The organism is Rhodococcus sp. RCBS9 (genome assembly GCF_029457415.1).
In the GTDB taxonomy this organism is placed as follows: Bacteria; Actinomycetota; Actinomycetes; order Mycobacteriales; family Mycobacteriaceae; genus Rhodococcus_F; species Rhodococcus_F qingshengii.
The window spans coordinates 2,603,472-2,626,986 of the sequence record NZ_CP120422.1 but is presented as its reverse complement, the minus strand read 5'-3'; the positions used below and the strand labels follow the sequence as shown (position 1 = coordinate 2,626,986).

At 63.4% G+C, this 23,515-nt stretch carries 17 protein-coding genes and 1 tRNA gene; 9 read left to right on the top strand and 9 right to left on the bottom strand.

Annotated elements, in window-relative coordinates:
- Window positions 1-45: 45 nt before the first annotated feature.
- Window positions 46-1,665 carry an ABC transporter substrate-binding protein gene (locus tag P0M12_RS12440; RefSeq protein ID WP_042453342.1) on the bottom strand — a complete coding sequence of 540 codons (1,620 nt, stop codon included), beginning with the start codon at window positions 1,663-1,665 and terminating at the stop codon, window positions 46-48.
- 174 nt (window positions 1,666-1,839) lie between these two features.
- The gene (locus P0M12_RS12435; protein ID WP_003943546.1) at window positions 1,840-2,130 is read right to left on the bottom strand and encodes a putative quinol monooxygenase; all 291 of its coding nucleotides are present in this window, start codon (window positions 2,128-2,130) and stop codon (window positions 1,840-1,842) included.
- 71 nt (window positions 2,131-2,201) lie between these two features.
- Between P0M12_RS12435 and P0M12_RS12430 the strand changes: the two genes are divergently transcribed.
- A complete protein-coding gene (locus P0M12_RS12430; RefSeq protein ID WP_003943614.1) occupies window positions 2,202-3,104 on the top strand; it encodes an SDR family NAD(P)-dependent oxidoreductase in 903 nt (300 codons plus the stop codon).
- A gap of 1 nt (window position 3,105) precedes the next feature.
- Here the strand turns inward: P0M12_RS12430 and P0M12_RS12425 are convergent, their stop codons facing one another.
- Together P0M12_RS12425 and P0M12_RS12420 are read right to left on the bottom strand one after the other, a co-directional pair.
- A complete protein-coding gene (locus P0M12_RS12425; protein WP_210377898.1) occupies window positions 3,106-3,831 on the bottom strand; it encodes a hypothetical protein in 726 nt (241 codons plus the stop codon).
- Window positions 3,832-3,980: 149 nt separating this feature from the next.
- Window positions 3,981-4,853 (bottom strand): hypothetical protein, encoded by an 873-nt coding sequence (locus P0M12_RS12420; RefSeq protein WP_003943530.1) that lies wholly within the window; start codon window positions 4,851-4,853, stop codon window positions 3,981-3,983.
- Between the two features lie 213 nt (window positions 4,854-5,066).
- Here P0M12_RS12420 and P0M12_RS12415 point away from each other — a divergent pair, with 213 nt between their 5' ends.
- Complete coding sequence (locus tag P0M12_RS12415; protein WP_099696873.1) at window positions 5,067-5,615, top strand: DUF732 domain-containing protein; 549 nt, start codon at window positions 5,067-5,069, stop codon at window positions 5,613-5,615.
- Here P0M12_RS12415 and P0M12_RS12410 read toward each other — a convergent pair whose 3' ends face one another.
- The 3 genes from P0M12_RS12410 to gltB form a co-directional block, all read right to left on the bottom strand.
- Window positions 5,616-6,512 (bottom strand): cutinase family protein, encoded by an 897-nt coding sequence (locus P0M12_RS12410; RefSeq protein WP_007735797.1) that lies wholly within the window; start codon window positions 6,510-6,512, stop codon window positions 5,616-5,618.
- A 184-nt stretch (window positions 6,513-6,696) separates the two neighbouring features.
- Window positions 6,697-8,148, bottom strand: a complete 1,452-nt coding sequence (locus P0M12_RS12405; RefSeq protein WP_277377793.1) for a glutamate synthase subunit beta — start codon at window positions 8,146-8,148, stop codon at window positions 6,697-6,699.
- Window positions 8,141-12,739, bottom strand: a complete 4,599-nt coding sequence (gene gltB / locus P0M12_RS12400; RefSeq protein WP_031332633.1) for a glutamate synthase large subunit — start codon at window positions 12,737-12,739, stop codon at window positions 8,141-8,143. Before gltB ends, P0M12_RS12405 begins: the two co-directional genes overlap by 8 nt.
- Window positions 12,740-13,295: 556 nt before the next feature.
- On the opposite strand from gltB, the gene P0M12_RS12395 reads away from it, so the two are divergent.
- A complete protein-coding gene (locus P0M12_RS12395; RefSeq protein ID WP_277377791.1) occupies window positions 13,296-14,735 on the top strand; it encodes an NAD(P)/FAD-dependent oxidoreductase in 1,440 nt (479 codons plus the stop codon).
- A 401-nt stretch (window positions 14,736-15,136) separates the two neighbouring features.
- On the opposite strand, the gene P0M12_RS12390 is transcribed toward P0M12_RS12395, so the two are convergent.
- Window positions 15,137-15,637: a hypothetical protein gene (locus P0M12_RS12390; protein ID WP_047272680.1), complete on the bottom strand. Its 501-nt coding sequence runs from the start codon at window positions 15,635-15,637 to the stop codon at window positions 15,137-15,139.
- Between the two features lie 737 nt (window positions 15,638-16,374).
- Here P0M12_RS12390 and P0M12_RS12385 point away from each other — a divergent pair.
- Entirely contained in the window at window positions 16,375-16,716 is a 342-nt protein-coding gene (locus tag P0M12_RS12385; RefSeq protein WP_277377790.1) for a hypothetical protein, read from the top strand.
- A gap of 53 nt (window positions 16,717-16,769) precedes the next feature.
- Here the strand turns inward: P0M12_RS12385 and P0M12_RS12380 are convergent.
- Window positions 16,770-16,855, bottom strand: a tRNA-Leu gene (locus P0M12_RS12380).
- 254 nt (window positions 16,856-17,109) lie between these two features.
- Here P0M12_RS12380 and P0M12_RS12375 point away from each other — a divergent pair.
- From P0M12_RS12375 to P0M12_RS12355, 5 genes are all read left to right on the top strand, one after another.
- Window positions 17,110-18,528 (top strand): DUF3662 and FHA domain-containing protein, encoded by a 1,419-nt coding sequence (locus P0M12_RS12375; protein WP_050656362.1) that lies wholly within the window; start codon window positions 17,110-17,112, stop codon window positions 18,526-18,528.
- 186 nt (window positions 18,529-18,714) lie between these two features.
- Window positions 18,715-19,179 (top strand): FHA domain-containing protein, encoded by a 465-nt coding sequence (locus P0M12_RS12370; protein ID WP_003943418.1) that lies wholly within the window; start codon window positions 18,715-18,717, stop codon window positions 19,177-19,179.
- Window positions 19,176-20,600, top strand: coding sequence for a protein phosphatase 2C domain-containing protein (locus P0M12_RS12365; RefSeq protein WP_277377788.1), 1,425 nt, complete (start codon window positions 19,176-19,178; stop codon window positions 20,598-20,600). The genes P0M12_RS12370 and P0M12_RS12365 overlap by 4 nt, the downstream gene beginning before the upstream one ends.
- A complete protein-coding gene (locus P0M12_RS12360) occupies window positions 20,600-22,051 on the top strand; it encodes an FtsW/RodA/SpoVE family cell cycle protein (RefSeq protein ID WP_003943414.1) in 1,452 nt (483 codons plus the stop codon). Before P0M12_RS12365 ends, P0M12_RS12360 begins: the two co-directional genes overlap by 1 nt.
- On the top strand, window positions 22,048-23,514 hold the full coding sequence (locus tag P0M12_RS12355) for a penicillin-binding protein 2 (protein WP_007735774.1): 1,467 nt from the start codon (window positions 22,048-22,050) through the stop codon (window positions 23,512-23,514). The genes P0M12_RS12360 and P0M12_RS12355 overlap by 4 nt, the downstream gene beginning before the upstream one ends.
- The last annotated feature ends 1 nt before the right edge of the window (window position 23,515 follow it).

Genomic DNA, 23,515 nt, shown 5'->3' with positions numbered 1-23,515 from the left:
CTCGGGTCCAGTCAGTTCTTCAGTTCTTCAGTTCTTCAGAAGCCTTCAGTTCTTCCAGGCCTTGTCGAAGAACATGATTCCGTCCAGGCTCTGCTGAATGCCGTGGACGTTCTGTCCCCACACACCGAGCCACGGGGTGTTGCCGTAAACCTGCCACGGCACAACCTCGTTGGCGCGCTCCTGGATCTTGGCGAGCACCTCGATCTTCGAGTCGGTCGACGTCGCGACACCCAATTGATCGAGCAGCGTATCCATCTCGGGGTCGGAGAAGCTCGTGGCGTTGTTCCGTCCACCCGACTTGAGATTGGAGTACAGACGCTCGAAAGGATCGGCTTCCGCGAGGCTGGCGGAACCTGTTGCCATGTCGAAGTCGCGGTCGGCGTACAAACGCTTGACGACGTCGGCAACCGAGTTGACGTACTCGATCTGGAAATCGAATCCGACGGCGTTGGCCATCGACTGCAGTGCGAGAGCCATCGCCTGCGCCGAATTCTCCTGCAGCGTCAGGTATGTGATCTTGCCGTCGTAACCGTCGGCCTTGGCCTCGTCGAGAAGCTGCTTCGCCTTGGCGGTGTCGACGCCGATCGGAGCGACGTCGTTATGCCAGCGGGAGGTGTCCTGGAAGATGACCTGTCCGGGCAGACCCTTGCCCTCGTTGAGTCGGTTGTCGAGTGCGACGGGATCGGTTGCGAGCGCCAATGCCTGACGGATGCGCACGTCGGCACCGGGACGACCGGGTGCCGTGTTGACCAGCGACAGGTACGACAGCGACGGAATGTCGACGAAGCCCGGGTAGCCGGAGTCGATCAGATCCAGCACGTTCGGTAGCGAACGCATGTATGCGACGTCCGTGCCGCCGCTCTTGAGCGATTCAGTGGTGGACTGCGAACCGACAATGCTGATCAACCGCAGCTTGTCCACGTTCGGGGCACCGTCGAAGTAGTCCTCCCGAGCGTCGAGGATCAATTCCTCGTTGGGAGCGAACTTCTCGAGGGTGAAGGCACCCGCGCCGATCGGGGTGAACTGATCACCTTGCTGGGCGCTCGGCGCGACGATCATGCCGGGGCCGGTGGAGAGCAGTGACTCGATACCGGTCCACGGGTCGACGAGATTGAAGACGACCGTCGACGGATCCGGAGTGTCTACCGACGCGACCTTCGACGCGTACAGACTCGACTGCGGTCCCTTGTTGGTGACGTAGCGATTGAGGCTCGCCGAGACGGCCGCCGAATCCACCGGCGTCCCGTCGCTGAACTTCACACCGTCACGCAGTTCGAGGGTCCACGTCTTGAAGTCGGAACTCGGCTCCATCGACTCTGCGAGCTTCGGAACGAATTCCTTGGACGCCGGGTCGTACCGCAGGAGCGTGTCGTAGATCGCGCCCAACTCCGAACCGGCGACCGAACCGGCGATCTGAGTCTTCGCCGGATCGAGATTGGTGACGGCGGAGTACCCGCTGAACGTGAGGGTGCCGCCCTTGACCGGATCGCCCTCGCCGGACTGCTCGTTGACCGGGCCGATGGACAATCCCGAACCGGAGTCCGGTGCGTCGCCGCTCCCACCCCCGTTCCCGCTGTCAGCGCACGACGAGACGAACAGGCCGGCGGAGACTGCCAGCGCGACGGCGGCAACCTTGCGGTGACCGCGCCGAGAACTGCGACTCATTCAAAACCTCCAGGTCAGAAACTGTGATGTGAAGCATTGTCGAGACAGTTTGTGACTTAAGGCACAGGTATTAGTCGCAGGTCCCGCTCAGTGGAATGAAGCGCGACGATTGGTCAGTTTTTGAGCGACATTCGCAGGTCAGACCCTTAGCGAAGGTCAGGAATTCATTCTGATTCAGGCGCCTTTCAACGGATGAATCGCCGGAGCGCCGTCGAGAAGTGGTCCGGCAGCGGCCAGCGCGGCCTGTAGATGCGGGGACTGCATGTGAGCGTCCAACTCCTCCTGCCCGCGCCAAGTTTCGATCGTGACGAACGTGCCGGGCGCAGCCGCTGACTCGAACAACTCGTACGACACACAGCCGTCCTCGGACCGACTCGCCTCCGCGAGAGTTGTCAGAGCCGATCGGACGTCGTCCTCGGAACCGGACTTGGCCGGGATGGTTGCAACTACACGAAGCTCGCTCATCGGATACCTTTCGCAGAGGGGAAGTCAGCTAGAGACACACGCCACAAACGTACACACGAAAAGGGCAACCAATGGGGCTACTGAAGGACGTCACCGGCTGGCGACGCGGAACGAAGTTGCAGCGTCGACTGCGCGATCTCACCGGCACGCTGGTGGTGATCACCGGTGCGGGCAGCGGCATCGGGCGTGAAACGGCCCTCGCCTTCGCCGCCCAGGGAGCTATCGTCGTGGTCTCCGACATCAATCTTGAAAGCGCGCAGGACACTGCGGCACTTGTAAACATCCCTTCGCAAGCCGGCGGCGCCGAAGCAGTGTTCGGTGGCGGTGCCCACGCCTATCAGGTGGACGTGTCCGACGAACAGGCCGTGATTCGGTTCGCGGAGACCGTCGCGGCACATCACGGCGTACCGGACATCGTCGTCAACAACGCTGGAATCGGGTTCTCCGGGACATTCGCCGACACCGAGCAGCGCCAGTTCGAGCGCGTCATGGACATCAACTTCTGGGGAGTTGTCTACGGCTGCCGGGCATTTACCCCGATGATGATCGACCGGGGAACAGGAGGGCACGTCGTCAATCTGTCCTCGGCCGCCGCGTACACACCACAGAAGGCCCTCACCGCGTATTCGACAAGCAAAGCAGCGGTATTCATGCTCTCGGATTGCCTACGGGCAGAGCTGCTTCCACACGGCATCGGCGTCAGCACCATCTGCCCCGGCCTCGTTCACACGAACATCCTCAAGACCACCGAGTTCGCCGGGACCACCGCCGAGGAGCAGCTCGAGAACCAGACCAAGGTCGACAACTTCTACCGCAAGCGCAACTTCACGCCTGACCGAGTCGCCAGTGCCATCGTGAAAGCGGTTCGCACGAACAAGGCCGTCGTACCCGTGACCGTCGAAGCCAAGCTCGGACGCACGATCAGCCGGTTGTCTCCCGGGTCGATGCGCGTCGGAGCTCGGTTCGAGATCTAGGTCAGCTTCCGAAACTCAGGCTGCCCGTGAAACCCTGCTGCACATCGGCTTCCGAGCGGGGAAGAACCTCGTAGGTGCTGGCGTACTGGCCACTGAAACCGGTGACGGTGATCGGGCGTCCGACGGCGACGGCATCGACGTCGATTCCGGTCTGGGTGTTGACGAAGATGACGGTGTTTCCCTCGGCGCCCGAGACCAGGATCTTGTGGCCGTACGGCAGATCGTCGACGACGGGTCCGCTCACGATTCCGGACACCGTCACGAGACGACCTTCGCTACCCTCACCGATCGCATTGAGGGGCAGTCGCGCCGGGCTGATCTGGGAGGTCGTGCCGATTACCTCGACGGCAGTCGGGCGGACGACGAGCAGGCCTTCCTGATCCGCGAGGACTCCGGTGACCTGAACCTGATCGCCGAGAGCAATCCCGGAGTTGTTCGGATCGCTGATGTAGATGCCCGAATTGCCGCTCTGGAGACCAAAGCCCTTGTCGTAGAAGCTGGATTCGAACACTCCAGACGGCGTAGTCGCGGTTCCCACGACGGTGACCGTCGTTCCGATGGCCTGCGCACGGGCTGCCGCGATGGAGTCCGCGGACACCTCACCGACAACTGCTGCCGGCTCCGCCGTCGCTGCAGTACCGACAAACATGGTGGCTGCAGCCGCAACTGCCAGTGCCGTCACACCCCGGCGCAGGACCGGACTCGCAAGAACGCTGTCTCGAAACATGTTTGAGGACTCCCCTGTGATTTCGTGGCCGCGCAGGTGCTCCTGATGGAGTCCGCCTTCGCCCACCCTGAGGCACAGGTTATTACAGGTCGGACGCCGCAGCGGTGGTGACATTCCGCCACCACCGCTGCTTCAAGGCATCCGAGTTTTCAGGAACCGGAGCTTCCGGACGAACCGCTCGAGCCACTGGAACCGCTGGATCCTGTTCCGCCACCGAGATCGTCGAGAGGATCGCTACCGGTGAGGCCGCCCGGGTACAGGTAGGCGTCGGAGATCGTGCTGAGCGAGGTTCCCGACGTGGCCGGTACCTTTGCTCGCCAGTTGACGATCGGGTTCAGCACTCCGAACGGTCCGCAACCACTGGCGGCGGGCAGCGCGAAGCCGGTGGCCTGGTTCCCGACCGGGCTCACCTTCAGTGCATTGTCCGGGAGCACCGTGTAGGTCGGTACCACCGACGGGTCAGGCGCGAGACGAAGATTCACCGGCGCAGCCGCGGAGCCCAGGTAGCAGTTGTCGCCGAGGAACGCATTGTTGATCTTCATCCGCACCGGGATGCTCAGATCCATGTCGGTGATGATGCCGTTGAGGGTCGGGGCAGCGGTCGCCTCCACCTCGGCGGTGACTGCGGCGAGGCCGAACAGATTGCCGAACGGCAGGTCGATTCCGAGGACTCCACCCGGAACGGTCAACGGCTTGGAGTAGACACCGTGGTGTCCGTCGTCGCGCGGGAGAAGAACGGTGGACTCACCTTCACCGGAGCCGGCCTCGGCGGCGATGATCATGTCGCCTTTTCCGATCGGGAGGTTGAAGCCGTTGTTGTCGAAGGTTCCGCTCTGAACCACAACCGACACACAGGATTCGGCAGTAGCCGGACACACTGCGGCACCGGGTATCGAATTGTCGACCGGATCCTGAGCCGAGGCCATCGGCGCCGCGAACGCGAGGACCGCACCTGCGGTACCTGCAATGACGGCCACGCGCGTGCCGAGACGTCTGTTGCCGTTCTTGTGAGATTTCTGCACTGATTTCTCCCTGCCGTTTATGTGATGGGGGACGAAACTCGCAGTCATTGCTTGTGTTTCGACCGCCGCCGACAAGGTCTTTGCGGTGTGCTCCTACTCACAAGTAACAACTGAACAGATGTATATCACAGGACTTCGACTTAAAAACAGGGCAAAAGGGAGTTTCCTTAAAACGGACAAAATAAGCGGTACGGTATGTAACACTCACGGGTGATGAACACGAACAGACTGGTCCTCTGCGTCGCGGCAGCGGGCCTAATCCTCAGCGGCTGCAGCAGCCAATCCGACAGCGACGCAGCGGAATCCACATCTGCTGCCACCAGCACGTCGATCGCGGCAACGTCGAGTTCAGCTGCCCCCGAGTCCCTGTCGGCGCTGGCGACCAGCCCACCCGCCGCAACTCCGGAAGCCGCGCCGAGCGTCGTCGAATCGACGCCCCCACCGGTAACGCTGCCGGTGGCGCCACCGGCAAACTCACCGATCGACGCCCGGTCACCGGAAGAGATCGTCGCGAACGCCGGCGAGAAGGGGCAGCGGTACATCGCCGCTCTGCGTCTGGCCGGGATCCCTCCCGCCGGAATGGATTCCGCAGAGATCCTCTACGCCGACGGCACCTGCAAGGCTCTCGCTGACGGTATGCCTCGGTCCGAAGTGCTGGCGGAGTTCAACTCCGTCGGCGAGGTGTACTCACAGATCACGCCGATGTCCTCGCAGCGCATTGCCGAGATCTACGTCGACACGGCGGAGCAGACGTACTGCTGATCAGGCCTTGCCGGCCAACCAGCCGTGCAGCCAGGATGTAGCCGAATTGCCTGCGCCGTCAACGACGTAACGCGTGTAGTCGGTGTGGACCTGCGAGCCGTAGAAGTCGACCAGCTGATCGATGCGACGCGAATTCGCGCCCGGATCGAGCTGGGCCATCAGAGCGGGGAGCCCGCCTGCGGTGATCAGATCGTTGACGATCACGGCCGCTTCGTCGCGCAGCGCGAGCGCACTGGCCGGAGTGGGATCGGACGCCTGAGCCATGAATCCGGCCAGGCGCATCACAAAATCGTCCTTCGGCGTCGAGCAGTACAGGTCACCGACCGCGCACAGCGTCACCGTTTTGCCTGACAGCCAACCGAATCCACCGATGCGAGGGCCGCTGGCACCGTTACCGCCGACAGCGGGGCCGATCAGGACGTCGGACTCGGAACGACGGGGATCGGACAGCAAGCCGACGCCCTCGACGCGAGTCGGGGGGACCACGCCGATGCCGGTTCCGATCTCGGCGGCGAGATCGCCTGCCGCGTCGGCGCCCTGGCTGTATCCGACGATGGCGAAGCGAGTGTCACCGCACGAGGCGGCCATGGCGCCGATCATGCCGCGGGCATTGTCGACGGCCTGCTGCTTCGACTTGGCGTAGACGTTGGACTCCCACGGGAAGGCCGTCGCCGAGTAGGTGACGTAATCGGTGCGTACGGAGCCCGGAAGCCCGTTGGTCACCGGGGCGAGCATGCCGGCGCCGGGCCTGGTGCCCGAGGGCTCCCAGGTTCCCGGGATGGCCACGACGTACAGGCTGGGGCAGGGATCAGCCGACGCCACGGGAGCACTGACAACCGGTACCACTACTGCCGCAGCAAGTGCCGACAACACCGCAACGAGACGCCTCGCACGCATGAAACTCCCCTGTTTTACCTTCAGCAACCCATACACCACTATCGGTGCTCCGGAATCATACTGTCTGGGCGTTGTGTCTGTCCGATGCACGATTGATGAAGGTTTGTTACAGATCGTGCGAATTGCTTGCAGAAACAAAGCCGCACCCCACCGAATGCGGTGGGGTGCGGCTTTGTGAGAGCCTCTAGCGCTGCGGAGCCGCTGTCGGGTGGATCGGTGACGGAAGGGCCGTGACACCCTCGAGGTAGGTGTCCACAGCGGCTGCTGCGGAACGTCCCTCGGCGATGGCCCAGACGATCAGGGACTGACCGCGGCCCATGTCGCCGGCCACGAACACGCCGTCGACGTTGGTGTTCCACTTCGACGTGCGGGCGACGTTGCCACGCTCGTTCAAGTCGACACCGAGATCGGTGAGCAGACCCGGCTTCTCGGGACCGACGAAGCCCATTGCCAGGAGCACGAGATCGGCTTCGAGCTCGAAGTCCGAGCCCTCGACCTTCTCGAAGCGACCCGACTTCATCTCGACCTCGTGAGCCTTGAGTCCGGTGACCTTGCCGTTTTCACCGACGAAGTTCTCGGTGTTGACGGAGAACAGACGCTCGCCGCCCTCCTCGTGAGCCGAAGCCACGCGGAACATGAGCGGGTACGTCGGCCACGGAGTCTGCTCGGCGCGAGTCTCCGGCGGACGCGGCATGATCTCGAACTGGTGGACGCTGGCCGCACCCTGACGGTGCGAGGTGCCGAGGCAGTCCGCTCCGGTGTCGCCGCCGCCGATGATGACAACCTTCTTGCCCTCAGCGGTGATGGTGGGAGCGTCGAGGTCACCCAACTGCACGCGGTTGGCGATCGGCAGGAACTCCATCGCCTGGTGGATGCCGTCCAGTTCGCGGCCCGGGATCGGAAGATCGCGAGCTGCGGTGGCGCCGCCGGCCAGAACCACTGCGTCGAACTGCTCACGCAGCTCGTCCGCGGTGATGTCCACGCCGACATTGACGTTGGTCTTGAAGACGGTGCCTTCGGCTTCCATCTGCTCGAGACGGCGGTCGATGTGCCGCTTCTCCATCTTGAACTCGGGGATGCCGTAGCGCAGCAGGCCGCCGATGCGGTCTGCCCGCTCGAAGACCGTCACTGCGTGACCGGCGCGGGTCAGCTGCTGCGCTGCAGCCAGACCGGCCGGACCACTGCCGACAACCGCAACCTTCTTGTTGGTGGCGTGCGCGGCGCGAACCGGCTTGACCCACCCTTCGTCGAAGGCCTTGTCGATGATCTCGACCTCGACCTGCTTGATGGTGACCGGATCCTGGTTGATGCCCAGGACACAGGACGCCTCACAGGGTGCGGGGCACAGACGACCGGTGAACTCCGGGAAGTTGTTGGTCGCGTGCAGACGCTCGATGGCGTCGTGCCAGTGGTCCTTGTAGACCAGGTCGTTCCACTCGGGAATCAAGTTTCCGAGAGGGCAACCGTTGTGGCAGAAAGGAATTCCGCAGTCCATGCAACGGCTGGCCTGGGTCTTGAGGGTTTCCCTCGGGAACTCCTCGTAGACCTCTTTCCAGTCGAGCAGGCGCAACGGCACCGGCCGGCGAACCGGAAGTTCGCGCGACGTGTGCTTCAGGAAGCCGCTTGGATCACCCACGAGCTGCCTCCATAACTGCCTCGTCCACGTTCTTGCCATCCTTCTCTGCGGCCGCGATGGCCAAAAGAACCTTCTTGTAGTCGCGGGGCATCACCTTTGCGAAGTGACCCACCTGCTGCGACCAGTCAGCGAGGATGCGCGTGGCAACCTCGGAGCCGGTTTCGTCGCGATGACGTTCGATGGCGCCCTTCAACCAGGTGAAGTCGTCGCCCGAAAGATCCTCGAGGTCCACCAGTTCGGTGTTGAGGTTCTTCTCGAATGCCTTGTCGGGGTTGTAGATGTACGCGACGCCACCGGACATGCCGGCGCCGAAGTTACGTCCGGTGGCTCCGAGGATGACCACCTTTCCACCCGTCATGTACTCGCAACCATGATCGCCCACACCCTCGACGACGGCAGTGGCGCCGGAGTTACGGACTGCGAAGCGTTCGCCGACGACACCGCGAAGCAGAGCCTCGCCGCTGGTGGCGCCGAACAGGATGACGTTGCCACCGATGATGTTGTCTTCGGCGACAAAGCCTTCCGCTGCATCGAGCGGCGGGCGTACGACGATGCGTCCACCCGAGAGGCCCTTGCCGACGAAGTCGTTGGCGTCGCCGTGCAGGCGCAAGGTCATACCGCTGGGCACGAAAGCACCGAAGCTGTTACCGGCGGAACCGGTGAACGTGATGTCGATGGTGCCGTCGGGCAAGCCCTCTCCACCGAACGCCTTGGTGACCTCGTGGCCGAGCATGGTGCCGACCGTGCGGTTGACGTTGGTGATCGCGGACTCGAAAGAGACCGCCTCACCCTTGTCGAGTGCGTTGCGGGCCGAAACGATCAACTGCTGATCGAGCGCCTTGTCGAGACCGTGATCCTGCGTGCCGGTGCAGTGGACGTCCTGGTCCATGAACGCGGACTCGACCTGGGTCAGGATCGGCGACAGATCGAGATTGCCTGCCTTGCTTCCCTTCCAGTGATCGAGAGCGCGCGTGGTGTCCAGCATGTCGACCTGGCCGACGGCTTCGAGCAGCGTGCGGAAGCCGAGTTCCGCGAGAAGCTCGCGAACCTCTTCGGCGATGAACATGAAGAAGTTCTCGACGAATTCCGGCTTGCCACTGAAACGCTGACGCAGCAACGGGTTCTGCGTCGCGACACCGACGGGGCAGGTGTCAAGGTGGCAGACGCGCATCATGATGCAGCCCGAGACAACCAGCGGTGCGGTGGCGAAACCGAACTCCTCGCCGCCGAGCAGGGCAGCGACGACGACGTCGCGACCCGTCTTGAGCTGGCCGTCGACCTGCACGACGATGCGGTCACGGAGACCGTTGAGCAGCAACGTCTGCTGGGTCTCGGCGAGGCCGAGTTCCCAGGGTGCGCCCGCGTGCTTGACGGAGGTCAGCGGGGTGGCACCGGTGCCACCGTCATGACCGGAGATCAGAACGACGTCGGCATGTGCCTTGGAGACACCGGCCGCGACGGTTCCGACGCCGACCTCGGAGACCAGCTTCACGTGGATGCGGGCCTGCGGGTTGGCGTTCTTCAGGTCGTGGATCAGCTGAGCGAGATCCTCGATCGAGTAGATGTCGTGGTGCGGAGGCGGCGAGATCAGGCCGACGCCAGGTGTGGAGTGCCGAACCTCGGCCACCCACGGGTACACCTTGTGAGCCGGAAGCTGGCCGCCCTCACCGGGCTTGGCTCCCTGCGCCATCTTGATCTGGATGTCGGTGCAGTTGCTCAGGTAGTGCGAGGTGACACCGAAGCGTCCCGACGCGACCTGCTTGATGGCACTGCGACGCAGATCGCCGTTCTCGTCCGGCGTGAAGCGCGACGGATGTTCGCCGCCCTCACCGGAATTGGAGCGGGCGCCCAGACGGTTCATCGCGATGGCGAGAGTCTCGTGAGCCTCGGCGGAGATGGAGCCGTAGCTCATCGCACCCGTCGAGAAACGCTTGACGATCTCGCTGGCGGGCTCGACCTCGTCGATCGAGATCGACGGCCGCTTGCCGATGTTGAAGTCGAACAGACCACGCAGAGCGGCAAGGCGCTCCGACTGGTCGTTGACCATGGTCGTGTACTCCTTGAACACCTCGTACTGACCTGTGCGAGTTGCGTGCTGGAGCTTGAAGACCGTGTCCGGGTTGAACAGGTGGTACTCGCCTTCACGACGCCACTGGTACTCGCCGCCGACCTCGAGCTCGCGGTGAGCGCGCTCTTCGGGGCGATCGAGGTATGCGACGGCGTGACGTGCCTGGACGTCGGCTGCGATCTGGTCGAGGCCGATGCCACCGAGCTGCGACTGCAGACCGGTGAAGTACTCGTCCGTCAGCTCCTGCGAGAGGCCGATGACCTGGAACAACTGAGCACCGGTGTACGACGCGAGCGTCGAGATGCCCATCTTGGACATCACCTTCAGGACACCCTTGCCGGCTGCCTTGATGTAGTTCGCGATGCCCTTCTCGAGGGTCAGACCCTCGAGCTCGCCGTTCTGCAGGAACTCGTCGATGGTCTCGAAAGCCATGTACGGGTTGACCGCTGCGGCACCGAAGCCGATGAGGAGCGCCATGTGGTGCACCTCGCGGGCGTCGCCGGCCTCGACGATGAGACCGACCTTGGTGCGCGACTTCTCACGAACCAGGTGGTGGTGCACGGCCGAGGTGAGGAGCAGCGACGGGATCGGCGCGTAGTCCTCGGTGGACTCACGGTCCGAGAGCACGACGATGCGTGCGCCACCCTCGATTGCCTGCGAGACCTGGTACTTGATGCCCTCGAGCGCACGACGGATACCGTCGCCGCCTTCCTTGACGGGGTACAGGCCACGGATAACGACACTGCGGAAGCCCGGGAATTCGCCGTCGTCGTTGACGTGAACGAGCTTCGACAGGTCGTCGTTGTGCAGGATCGGCTGCGGGAGCGCAATCTGCTTGCAGGAGTCCGCATTCGGGTGCAGCAGGTCGCCCTCGGGGCCGATGGTCGCGCCGAGGCTGGTGACGACCTCTTCACGGATCGCGTCGAGAGGCGGGTTGGTGACCTGAGCGAAGAGCTGCGAGAAGTAGTCGAACAGCATCCGGGGACGTGACGAGAGCACGGCGATCGGAGTGTCGGTACCCATCGAGCCCAGTGCCTCGGCACCGGAGAGTGCCATCGGCTTGACCAGCAGGTTGACCTCTTCGTTGGTGAAACCGAAGAGCTGCTGACGCAGGACGACGCGCTCGTGCGACATGTACGTGTACGGACGGTCCGGCAGGTCGTCCATGTGGATCAGACCTTCGTCGATCCACTGCTGGTACGGGTGCTCGGCAGCGAGTTCGTTCTTCAGTTCCTCGTCACTGATGACCCGGCCCTGCGCGGTGTCCACGAGGAACATGCGGCCGGGCTGGAGGCGGACCTTGCGGACCACGGTGGACGGATCGATCGGCAGAACGCCGACCTCCGACGCCATGACGACGAGGCCGTCTTCGGTGATCCACAGACGCGACGGACGCAGACCGTTGCGGTCCAGCACGGCGCCGATGACGGTGCCGTCGGTGAAGCACACCGACGCCGGTCCGTCCCAGGGCTCCATGAGAGCCGAGTGGTACTCGTAGAACGCCCGACGAGCGGGGTCCATGCTCTCGTGCTTCTCCCAGGCTTCGGGGATCATCATGAGAACTGCGTGCGGCAGGCTGCGGCCGGCGAGGTGCAGCATCTCGAGCACCTCGTCGAAACGAGCGGTGTCGCTGGCGCCCTGGGTGCAGATCGGGAAGATCTTGTCCAGGTTCTCGCGGCCACCGAAGACGTCACTGTCGATGAGGGACTCGCGAGCGCGCATCCAGTTCTCGTTGCCGGTGACGGTGTTGATCTCACCGTTGTGAGCGACCCGGCGGAACGGGTGCGCCAGCGGCCACGACGGGAACGTGTTGGTGGAGAAGCGCGAGTGGACCAGGCCCAGTGCGCTCTCGACACGATCGTCCTGCAGATCGAGGTAGAAACCCTTGAGCTGCGGGGTGGTGAGCATGCCCTTGTAGACGAACGTCTGGCCGGACAGGCTGGGGAAGTACACGGTCTCGCTACCCGGGCCACCCTTGCCGGCGCCTTCTGAGCCGAGTTCGTGCTCGGTGCGCTTACGCACCACGTATGCACGACGCTCGAGATCCATGCCGGTGTACTTGTCACCCTCGGAGCCGATGAAGATCTGACGGAACGTCGGCATCGCGTCGCGCGCCAGTGCGCCCAGCGAGGAGTCGTCGGTTCCGACCTCGCGCCAGCCGAGAACCTTCAGGCCCTCTTCGACGACGATCTTCTCGACTGCAGCAGCAGCCTCGTGTGCATCGGCGTCGCCCTGCGGGAGGAATGCGATACCGGTTGCGTACGCGCCTTCGGCGGGCAGCGCGAAGTCCACGACAGCTCGGAAGAACTTGTCGGGAACCTGCAGCAGAATGCCCGCACCGTCACCCGTGTTGGGTTCTGATCCGGCAGCGCCGCGATGCTCGAGGTTGACCAGAGCGGTGATCGCCTTTTCGACGATGTCCCTGCTGCGGCGACCATGCATGTCGACAACAAATGCGACTCCACAGGAGTCGTGCTCATTGGACGGGTGATAGAGGCCCTGGGGGCCTGGAAGTTGCTTCATACCCAGCCTTCGTATGCCATAAAGATGCACCGACGACCAGCAGCGCTGATGGCCATCAACTTGCAATGCAAGTCCTTCAAAGCACCGACACGACGATGTGTTCGGTACCACCGAAGTAGCCGCCCTGCGCAGACGCGATGGTGTGCGTTCTGGCACCCGGCGACGTGAGTCTTCGGTCGGTTGAAACTTTTGTGAGTCAACCGTGTAACGAAAACGATAATTCAGAACCCCGGCACGGGCGCAACTAAGGTAGCCCTATAATTGCTCTGAACTGCGGCGATGCAGGGAGCCAGAAGGCCCCTCGACAGATTTCGGAGCTGCGTCTGTGCAGAGAAGTTCCGATTCACAGGATACCGAATCCGCAGGAAACAGGCGCGATGGGCGATGAATGCAACAACTGGCCGCAGCGATGAAAATCAGCTGCGGCCAGTGCGCCTCGAACTGTAACAAAAGTTGATCGATCAACCAAGGTCTAGGCCTGAATTGTTTGCTCGCAGAATGCCATCGCTGTAATTTCCGTAGGCTCACCCTTGAGAAGACGGGTGGCGAAGAGCAAATGACAACAGCAGTAGTGGTGGGCAGTGGCCCCAACGGTCTCGCGGCGGCGATCGAACTCGCCCGCGCCGGAATCGACGTTCATGTCATCGAGGGTGCGGACAAGATCGGCGGTGGCACCCGCAGCAGCGAATACATAGTCGACGGACTCGTCCACGACGATTGCTCCGCCTTCCATCCCACCGCTTTGGCTTCTCCCTACTTCAAGGCCCTCGACCGCGAATTCGGGCTCGCCAAACATGGCCTGACGTGGCTGTGGCCCGAGATCGATCTGGTCCATCCACTCGACGACGGCACCGCCGGGGTTCTGTGGCGCGACATCAACCGGACCGCTGACGGATTGGGTGCCGACGGTAAGAGGTGGCTCGACGTCTTCGGATACCTCTCCGAGAACTTCGACGAGTTGGTGCAGGACGTCTTCAAGCCGATCGTGCACGTTCCGAAGCACCCGCTGATGCTCGCGCGTTTCGGGACGGGCGCTCTGCTTCCCGCGACGGGTTTCGCGCGGATGTTCAAGACCCCACAAGCGCGGGCGCTGTTCGGCGGCGTCGCGGCGCACATGTTCGGGACGCTCACCCTTCCTCTCTCCAGTGCTGTCGGCTCGATGCTCACTGCGGCCGCTCATGCTCACGGTTGGCCTGTGGCGCAAGGGGGTTCAGGATCAATTGCGGATGCGCTCGCCTCGATTCTGCGCAGCCTCGGTGGCACCATCGAAACCGGGAACTGGGTCACCAACTACTCCCAGATCGCCGACTACGACATCGTCATGCTCGACATCGCACCAGACGCGGCCGGTCGTCTGCTCGACGGTCGGCAACCCGACCGCATTGCCCGGGCCTACCGCAAATTCCGCTACGGCACCGCCGCCTACAAGGTCGACTACGCCGTGCGTGGTGACTCCGACGGGAGCGTCGTGCCGTGGACGAATCCGCACGCCCGCAAGGCCGGCACCCTGCACCTGTCCGGGACGATTTCGCAAACTGCTGCTGTCGAACGTCAGACCGTGCGGGGTCAGATGCCGGACAAGCCTTTCATTCTGTTGGGCCAGCAATTCTTGGCCGACCCTTCCCGTTCCGTCGGAGACATCCATCCTGTGTGGTCGTATGCGCATGTGCCGCACGGATATCCAGGTGACGCCACCGATGCGATCACGAGTCAGATCGAGCGCTTCGCGCCGGGGTTCCGGGACCGGATCGTGGGCGTCCACGTGCGCAATGTGCCGCAGATGCAGGCGTACAACCCCAACTACGTGGGTGGCGACATCTCCGCGGGGGCGAACACGGCGCGCCAAATCATCGCGCGCCCCCGGTTCGGGCTGGACCCCTATGCCACCGGGGTTCCGGGCGTGTACCTCTGCTCGTCCGCAACTCCCCCGGGCGGCGGGGTCCACGGGATGGGTGGGTTCAATGCGGCGCGGGCGGCGCTGAAGTCTCAGGGTTGAGGCGTCCCCGATGGGGACGACATTTCGGACAAACATTCACTCGCGAGTCACCCCACCAAGGATGATCGTCGACTTCGGATTTGCGCGTAGCCGTCACTCCGGCAAGGGTCGAGCAGTGTGGTCGTTAGGCATTGACGTCGGCTTGCTTATGCTATCCACGGAGTCACGAAATTCAAGAATCCCTCAAAGCAGGGCTACCGCGAAAAACGCTCGTGCGCGAACAGCTGGCTTGTTATGCAAATCGACTCAAGTGGCAATGCCGACACCGCGCGACATAGCGCCCATGACGGCGCGAACCAAGATGTTGCGAGTGCCCGCGTTTCACTTGCCGAACACAATTGACAAGTAGCGTATGCCCCAGGTGCGTTGTCACATAGAACTGGCGGGGCGGCGCCAATGCGTTACCGCGTCAGTAATTCCACGCGTGCTTGCACCCTATTCAGCGACCGAAACCAGCAGATGAAGGCTCCACCATAAGCCAAAATCGATAGGAGAAACCCGACTGCGATTGCGTTCGCCAGCCACATATGGAGTGTCGGCTGTTCAAAGCGATCTACAGCTAAATTCGTGAGGACACCACCAATAAGGGCAACTGCGAAGAGGAGGCCAGCAATATAGCCGAATAGAAAAGTAGACTTATGCGAGCGGCGATCACGGTATGTCTCGACCAGTCGGGGGATCGCCTTGCGCCCCGCTTCCCGCAGTTCATTAGCGAAGTCGGGATAACCCGCCGCCTCTACCCGCTGTGCGGCAGCGAGGTGATCGTCTTCAAAATCGATTCGATCGGCCACACGCTTCATGACATAGCGGTCGGAGAAGAACCCTCCCATATAGCGACGCGCCGAGTCGAGAATCGTGAGCAACGCGGTCGCAATCGCCAAGATCGCGGTAACGGTGGTCATGAGTATTCCTTTCTTTACGAGGATGCTTTATGTCACCATTGCACGGGCTACCGACAGGAACCCGAGTTGCAAGATTTAGCGAGGAAATCGACGTCATAGACTGTGTCGAAAAGTGATCTCCTTCGCTTACACGACAGAGGTATTCAAAGCGTCTTATTCGAAGTGGAAAGTTAATCTTGTTGCACCCTCAATCTCGACGTTCAGAGCGCCGGCGACGCAACGCACGCGCATACGCCCGAACAGACTCTGAGCTCAAGCGGCAGGAAGAGTCAGTCTGGTCCGCCCGGTTAAGGCACTACAGCACCGCCCATCGCGCCACGCGAATTCAATTGCGGCAGAAGTGGTCTGACAAGGAAGACCACCGGATCGTCAAAAGGGAAAGAGAGGAGAAACAGTCCGGCAAACCGACTTTCTCGATGAAAGACGGCCTCGCGATGGTGTCGATCGCATCTTTGATGATTCTTCAGTCTGCCGCCGCTGCCATAGCTCTCATAGCCGGCGTGCTGCGGGTGGTCGCCCCACGATCCAAGCTGTGATTACAAGAACCAAGTGATTGTGTTAAGTCTGGACGCTCCGTCGAAAACCTCCATCCCGACAACTCCAGAACGACGGAGCACTTCGTGCGAACCACCCCGCCATGGGGTGAATGTCCGTTATCTTCCTCGATAGTGGTTGCAATCTCCTGGCTGCTTGGCATCCCGCGCACGGATGCTGTCACCACGAAAGGGAGCACATCTGTGAATGGACCCGCAACGCCTACTCGTTTGTCCCGGACCACCGCGGCCCTCGGTGTCGGCGCGCTCGCTGCCGCAATCACCTTCGGCAGCGCTGTTGGTACTGCATCGGCCGACACTCCGGTCGCCGACTTCGGCAGTATCTCTTTCGCGGTGACCAACGGTCCCGACAACACCATCTACGACATCAACGCCATCATCAATCTCCCGCCCGGCACACTGCCGCCAGGGATGATGACCCCTCAGATCACTGCGCCCGCCGCGCCCCCTCAACCAGTCGGCGACCCGTTTGCGGGCACCGCGTTGGACTTCGTTCTGAGCTTCATTCAGGCTGCGGCCAGATAGCCGACAACAAAAAACGAGGCCACCAACTCTTGTGAGTTCGTAGCCTCGTCTTGTGGTGGGCGAAGGGGGACTTGAACCCCCACGTCCCGAAGGACACTGGCACCTGAAGCCAGCGCGTCTGCCATTCCGCCACTCGCCCGAGCAACGCCGAAACATTATCACGACAAACTTTGAAAGTTCTATTCGTGCAGCTCAGGGCACGAATCGATGAACACCGAGCACCCAAAAGCCCAGAACCGATACCATGCTGAAACAGCGGCCAGGTACTGCCGAAGCGACATTTGACAGTACCGTGGAACCTGTACAGCAGTTTGGACGACACGCGACAAGGCGGTGCCGGCGCTACTTGCCGAGCATTTTGCCGTCGTAGATGCGAGGCGAGAGGAGGGCCCGATGGGCATCGTGCAGCGATTCGAACGAAAGCTCCAAGGAGCTGTCGGCGACGCATTCGCGCGGGTCTTCGGTGGTGGTGTTGTGCCGCAGGAAGTAGAGGCGGCGCTCCAGCAGGAGGCACGTGACCGCGTCGAGCACCTCGGCGGCGGAATCCTTCTCGCCCCCAACAACTACGTGATCACCATCAACAACTCCGATCACGAAGAGCTGGCAGCAGATCGCGAACTGACGACAAAAGCTTTCAGCCGACACCTGCAGGATTTCATCCGCGATCAGGGTTGGCAGACGTACGGCGACATCTCGGTCACCTTCGAGCCTTCGCCTACGCTCCACACCGGTCAGTTCCGCACCCGCGGAACCGTCGACCCGGATGGTGACGCCGAGCAGGCATCACCGCCGTCGCATGTTCCGCAGGTTTCGTCGCGGCCTCCACAACGGCCGCCTCAGCGACCCGCACCGATTGTTCCCCCTGTTTCCAATCCAGTCCCGTCACAACCAGGAGCCGGCCCCATGACGCAGAACTCAGGCTACGAACCAAGCCGCGAACCGGCGGGTCGCCAGCCCGAACCGCAGCAGCCGGCACGGAACGGGTACTCCCACGACGACGGCGGTTACGCCGCTCCGCAGGGCCAGGAAGCGCCGTACCAAAACGGTTACGACCGCGGCGACGGTTACCGCACGGGCGACGACCAGCAGGGCTACAACCAGCAGCAGGGTGGCTACGACCAGCAGGCGTACCCGAACCAGCAGCAGCCGTACGAGCAGGCCGGTTACGACCAGCAGGGCTATGACCAGCAGGGCGGCGGCTACGACCAGCAGGGTTACCAGCAGCAGCCGTACGACCAGCAGGGCTACGGCCAGCAGGCGTACCAGGGTGGGTACGACCAGCAGGGCTACCAGCAGGGTGGCTACGACCAGCAGGGTTACCAGCAGCCCTACAACGGCCAGTCCTACGATCAGCCGGGCTACGACCAGCAGAGCTACCAGCAGGGCGGCTACGACCAGCAGGCGTACACACAGCAGCCGTACGAGCAGGGTGGCTACGAGCAGGGCGGCAACTTCGAGCAGACGCAGGCCTACCCGCAGCAGGGTTACGCCCAGCCGCAGGGTGGTTACGCACCGACGGCCCAGAGCCTGACGGCAACCCTGCAGCTCGAGGACGGCAGCGGACGCCACTTCCAGCTTCGCGACGGCAGCAATGTCATCGGCCGCGGCCAGGAAGCTCAGTTCCGCCTCCCGGACACCGGCGTCTCACGTCGCCACATCGACATCCGTTGGGACGGCCGCACCGCGATGCTGTCCGATTTGGGATCCACGAACGGCACCACCGTCAACGGAGCACCGGTCCAGGACTGGCAGCTGGCAGACGGCGACATCATTCGCGCAGGTCACTCGGAGATTCTGGTTCGCATTCTCTGAGCTGAGAAACGGACGCCAGGATTTTTCCGATAACAATCGAACATTCGGCGGTCCGTCGGCGCGCCGCCGTCACGCGGCTGTCAGTATCGTGATCTTCGGGGCCCAGAGCCCCCTATGATGCTGCCAGTCGACAATGCTCGAACCCCGCTGCGGCGGGGCTCGAGCCATAGAAGGAGGTGGACAGCCGTGCAGGGCCTGATTCTGCAACTCACACGGGCGGGCTTCCTGCTCCTACTGTGGCTGTTCGTCTGGGCAGTCCTCCGCACTCTCCGCTCCGACATCTATGCCGGCTCCGGGGTCAGGGTTCCGCCGCGGTACACCCGCGCCGGAAAGGTCCTGCCCTCGCTGGGCAAGGCGAAGGTGCCTCGGTACCTGGTGGTCACGCAGGGCGCCCTCGCCGGTACCCGCATCACCCTGGGTTCTCAGCCGGTCATGATCGGCCGCGCCGATGATTCGACGCTCGTTCTCACCGACGATTACGCGTCGACGCGCCATGCGCGGCTCTCGCAGCGCGGCGCCGACTGGTACGTCGAGGATCTCGGTTCGACCAACGGCACCTATCTGGACCGCGCCAAGGTCACCACTGCGGTGCGCGTGCCGCTGGGCACTCCGGTTCGCGTCGGCAAGACGGTAATCGAGCTACGCCCGTGACCCTTGTTCTCCGCTACGCGGCGCGCAGCGACCGCGGTCTCGTGCGCTCCAACAACGAAGATTCCGTGTACGCCGGTGCCCGTCTGCTGGCCTTGGCCGACGGTATGGGCGGGCACGCGGCCGGTGAGGTCGCGTCGCAGTTGATGATTGCCGCTCTGGCGCATCTCGACGACGACGAGCCCGGCGAGGATCTGCTCGGCAAGCTCGAGGCAGCCACCCGCGAGGGCAACGATTCCATCGCCGATCACGTCGAGGAAGAACCCGAACTCGACGGCATGGGCACCACGCTCACCGCGATCCTCTTCTCCGGCAGCAAGCTCGGTCTCGTGCACATCGGCGACTCGCGCGCCTACCTGCTGCGTGACGATCACCTGACGCAGATCACCCGCGACGACACGTTCGTGCAGTCGTTGGTCGACGAGGGCCGGATCACCGCCGAACAGGCACACACGCACCCGCAGCGATCCCTGATCATGCGGGCGTTGACCGGCAACGAGATCGAGCCGACGCTCACCGTGCGCGAAGCTCGCGCCGGCGATCGTTACCTGCTCTGCTCCGACGGCCTCTCCGACGTGGTCAGCGACGAGACCATCGAGAACACGATGCGCGAGGGCTCGCAGGAGCAGTGCGCCGACCGTCTCATCGAATTGGCGCTGCGCAGCGGCGGTCCCGACAACGTCACCGTCGTCGTCGCCGATGTCATCGACCTCGACTACGGCCAGTCTCACCCCATTGTCGCGGGCGCCGCGTCGACGGAAGAGGAAGAGGACGCCCCTCCCCCCAACACCGCTGCCGGCCGCGCCGCTGCCATGCGTCCGCCGCGCGCGACGCCCAAGCGAGTTGTCTCCCAACCCGAACCGGAACCGAAGAAGAAGCGGAACCGGTTGTGGTGGGTGGTCCTCGCCGTGGTGCTGATCGCGCTGATCGGCGTCGGCGCCGTGATCGGCCGCGCCGTCATCCGCAACAACTACTACGTCGGCGAAGACAACGGCCGCGTGACGGTGCTGCGCGGAATCCCTGGTTCGGTGCTCGGCTACTCGCTGCAAGACGCGGATCTGGTGGGTTGCGTCGGCGACGACGACGTCCTCACTCTCGTTTCCCCCGACGCGATTCCCAGCAACTGCAACATCCTCGAAGTGACGGATCTGCAGCCGTCGGCGCAGGAGCAGGTGCGCGCCGGGCTGCCGTCCGGCAAGCGTGAGGATGCGCAGAGCCAGATGATCCGTCTCATCGGCGGCGATCTGCTGCCTCGTTGTGAGCCGGTTCCGACGACGACGGCAGCGCCCACTCCCCCGCCGGCACCGGAGACCACTCCGGCTCCTGCGCCGCCCGCGGAGCCGGCCACGCCGACGACGGCAGCACCCACGACTACGCCGACGCCGACCGACATTCCCGGTCAGACTTGCAGGACGGTCAACTGATGTCGTCCAACGCAGCTGCGGGGACGGCTTTTCCGAGTCCGCCCGGAGGTTTTGCCCCGGCGCCGGTCCAGTCGACCCGCCGAAACGTGGAGCTGCTGCTCCTGGGCTTCGCCGTCATCATCACGACGGTCTCGCTTCTGCTCGTCGAGGCGAGCCAGGAACAGAAGATCACTCTCGATCTGGCTAAGTACGCGCTCGCGTACACGGGCCTGTTCCTGATCGCGCACTTGGCAATTCGGCGGTATGCGCCGTACGCAGATCCACTGCTACTGCCGATCGTCGCCCTGCTCAACGGCCTTGGGTTGGTGCTCATCCACCGACTCGACCTCGCCGACGAACAGACAGCGCTCTACAACGGCGTCGAAGCACCGTCACCGGATGCGAACCAGCAGGTCATGTGGACTGCACTGGCGATCACCGGTTTTGTGCTGCTGCTCGTGTTCTTGAAGGACTACCGCCTGATGGCGCGGTTCAGCTACACCCTCGGCCTCGCAGGCCTGGTGTTCCTGGCGATTCCCGCGATCCTGCCGGCGAAGTTCTCGAGCGTGAACGGCGCAAAAATCTGGATTCGCCTGCCCGGATTCAGCATTCAGCCAGGTGAGTTCGCGAAGATCCTGCTCATCATCTTCTTCGCCTCCGTGCTCGTCGCCAAGCGCGACCTGTTCACCTCGGCCGGTAAACACTTCCTGGGCATGGATTTTCCGCGTGCCCGCGACCTCGGTCCGATCCTGCTCGCCTGGATCGTCTCGGTGGGCGTGCTCGTCTTCGAAACCGACCTCGGTACGTCGTTGCTGCTCTTCAGCACCGTGCTGGTGATGCTCTACATCGCGACCGAACGTGTGGGCTGGCTGGTGATCGGCGGCGGACTGCTCGCCATCGGATTCTTCTTCGCCTACAAGATGTTCGGACACGTGCGCGTGCGCGTCGACACCTGGCTGGACCCGCTCGGCGACTACGCCAACACCGGTTATCAGATCTCGCAATCGCTGTTCGGCCTGGCCACCGGTGGTATCGCCGGAACAGGTCTGGGCAGCGGCCGCCCCAACCAGGTGCCGTTCGCGAAGACGGACTTCATCATCGCGACCATCGGCGAAGAGCTCGGCCTGATCGGCCTGGCCGCTGTGCTGATGCTGTTCCTGCTCCTCATCGTGCGCGGCCTGCGTACGGCGTTGGCCGTGCGCGACAGCTTCGGCAAACTGCTCGCCGCCGGTCTGTCGTTCACGATCGCGATCCAGATTTTTGTCGTCGTCGGCGGCGTCACCAAGCTGATCCCGCTGACGGGTCTGACTACACCGTTCATGTCGTACGGCGGCTCGTCGCTGCTCGCGAACTACCTACTGCTGGCCATCCTCGTCCGGATCTCGGACGCGGCTCGTGCGCCGGTAGTGACGAAGAAGAAAGGTCCGCCCCCAATCGCTGACGCCAATACCGAGATGATGCCGCGCGTATGAACACTCCACTGCGCCGCGTCGCGATGGCCGTCATGGTGATGGTTGTCGCGCTCCTCGCCAACGCCACGTACGTACAGGTCATCAAAGCTGACGACCTGCGAGCCGACCCGCGCAACTCGCGGGTGCTGCTCGACGAGTACTCACGCCAGCGAGGTCAGATCTCGGCTTCCGGTCAGGTGCTTGCCGCCTCCCGCGCCACCGACGACCGGTACAAGTACCTGCGCGAGTATCCGAATCCGTACCCGTACGCACCGGTCACGGGCTTCTACTCGATGCAGTACGGCAGCGCCGGCCTCGAGCGCACCGAAGATCCGATTCTCAACGGCTCGGACAACCGGTTGTTCAGTCAGCGCTTCTTCGACCTGGTGTCCGGACGCGATCCGCGCGGCGGCAACGTCGTCACGACGCTCAATCCGGCCATGCAGCAGGTGGCGTACGACCAGTTGACCAGCAAGGGCTACACCGGTTCCGTCGTCGCCATCGAGCCGAGCACCGGACGCATCCTGACGATGGTCAGCACCCCGAGCTACGACCCGAATCTGCTTGCCAGCCACGACGGCGCCGAAACCACGAAGGCGTGGGACGAGCTCAACGCGGACCCCAACGATCCGCTGGTCAACCGCGCGATCTCGCAGACCTACCCGCCCGGCTCGACCTTCAAGGTGCTCACCACGGCCGCAGCTCTGGGCAACGGCGCGACCCCGGACGACCAGCTGACCGCGGCGCCGCAGATCACGCTGCCCGGCACCAGCACGACCCTCGAGAACTACAACGGCAGCACGTGCGGCCCCAACCCGACGGCGTCGTTGCGCGACGCGTTTGCGCGCTCGTGCAACACGGCGTTCGTCGAACTGGGCATCAAGGACGGCGCCGACGCCATCAAGGACGAGGCCAGCGCCTTCGGCATCGGTCCCAACACTCCCGCGATCCCGCTGCCGGTCGCAGACAGCACCGTCGGCGACATCTCCGACGACGCTGCCCTCGGCCAGACCAGCATCGGCCAGCGTGACGTTGCGGTGACCCCGCTCGAAAATGCGGTGATCGCCGCGACCGTCGCCAATGGTGGTGTGCGGATGCAGCCCAACCTGATCTCCCAGTTGCAGGCGCCCGATCTGACCGATCTCAGTACGCCGTCACCGGTGTCGATGGGTCAGGCGATCTCGCCGGCAGTGGCGGCAACGCTGACTGATCTGATGATCGGCTCGGAGAACTTCACCGGCGGCGACGGCAAGATCCCCGGCGTTCAGATCGCGTCCAAGACCGGTACCGCCGAGCACGGCGTGAACCCGCGGGAAACTCCGCCGCACGCCTGGTACATCGCTTTTGCACCGGCGCAGAATCCGACGGTCGCCGTGGCCGTCATCGTCGAGAACGGTGGTGACCGCGGACTCGCCGCTACCGGTGGCTCGGTTGCTGCGCCGATCGGTCGTGCAGTCATCGCAGCCGGAATCCAAGGGGGCTGAA

Excerpts from the sequence above, each read along its gene's own strand:
- P0M12_RS12440 (WP_042453342.1), bottom strand. The coding sequence starts at position 1,665 with ATGAGTCGCAGTTCTCGGCGCGGTCACCGCAAGGTTGCCGCCGTCGCG.
- P0M12_RS12435 (WP_003943546.1), bottom strand. The coding sequence starts at position 2,130 with ATGAGCGAGCTTCGTGTAGTTGCAACCATCCCGGCCAAGTCCGGTTCC.
- P0M12_RS12430 (WP_003943614.1), top strand. The coding sequence starts at position 2,202 with ATGGGGCTACTGAAGGACGTCACCGGCTGGCGACGCGGAACGAAGTTG.
- P0M12_RS12425 (WP_210377898.1), bottom strand. The coding sequence starts at position 3,831 with ATGTTTCGAGACAGCGTTCTTGCGAGTCCGGTCCTGCGCCGGGGTGTG.
- P0M12_RS12415 (WP_099696873.1), top strand. The coding sequence starts at position 5,067 with ATGAACACGAACAGACTGGTCCTCTGCGTCGCGGCAGCGGGCCTAATC.
- P0M12_RS12410 (WP_007735797.1), bottom strand. The coding sequence starts at position 6,512 with ATGCGTGCGAGGCGTCTCGTTGCGGTGTTGTCGGCACTTGCTGCGGCA.
- gltB (WP_031332633.1), bottom strand. The coding sequence starts at position 12,739 with ATGAAGCAACTTCCAGGCCCCCAGGGCCTCTATCACCCGTCCAATGAG.
- P0M12_RS12395 (WP_277377791.1), top strand. The coding sequence starts at position 13,296 with ATGACAACAGCAGTAGTGGTGGGCAGTGGCCCCAACGGTCTCGCGGCG.
- P0M12_RS12390 (WP_047272680.1), bottom strand. The coding sequence starts at position 15,637 with ATGACCACCGTTACCGCGATCTTGGCGATTGCGACCGCGTTGCTCACG.
- P0M12_RS12375 (WP_050656362.1), top strand. The coding sequence starts at position 17,110 with ATGGGCATCGTGCAGCGATTCGAACGAAAGCTCCAAGGAGCTGTCGGC.
- P0M12_RS12360 (WP_003943414.1), top strand. The coding sequence starts at position 20,600 with ATGTCGTCCAACGCAGCTGCGGGGACGGCTTTTCCGAGTCCGCCCGGA.
- P0M12_RS12355 (WP_007735774.1), top strand. The coding sequence starts at position 22,048 with ATGAACACTCCACTGCGCCGCGTCGCGATGGCCGTCATGGTGATGGTT.